Source organism: Romboutsia sp. 13368 (genome assembly GCF_018336475.1).
Classification (GTDB): Bacteria; Bacillota; Clostridia; order Peptostreptococcales; family Peptostreptococcaceae; genus Romboutsia.
In genome coordinates, this window is the sequence record NZ_CP048741.1 from 510392 (window position 1) to 510777 (window position 386).

1 protein-coding gene is annotated in these 386 nt (G+C 23.3%); it reads right to left on the reverse strand.

What is annotated here, in order from left to right; translation table 11 throughout:
- Positions 1–60: 60 nt before the first annotated feature.
- On the reverse strand, positions 61–386 hold a 326-nt coding region (locus tag G3997_RS02150; protein ID WP_296647364.1), incomplete at its 5' end, for a hypothetical protein.

Here is a 386-nt window from a genome sequence, read left to right on the forward strand (position 1 = left end):
AGCATAAAAAATATTTTGAGCAACGGACAAAGTCGTTGGCGACATGGCGAAGCGAATTTTTTATTTACAAGTAARWRCTATAGCCTGGATTTGTGTAAATATAGCTTGTGATAAGTCATTTAATTGACTCTGTTTTATTATATTCATATCTCTTAATGCTAAAAAAGTTATAAATGAATTTAATGCAACATTTTCATATATATCAAAATATAAGTTTTTTCCATCTAAATATTCTTCATTTCTTATTGATTCATTTATAAGAAATAGTTCATCTATTGTTGAATACATAACTGCTTTAACTGTGGTAGATTCAATATCACTATTTTTTAATAGTAGAAATTTTTTATGARAAAAATTATTAAATTTATCTAATATCTTATTTAACT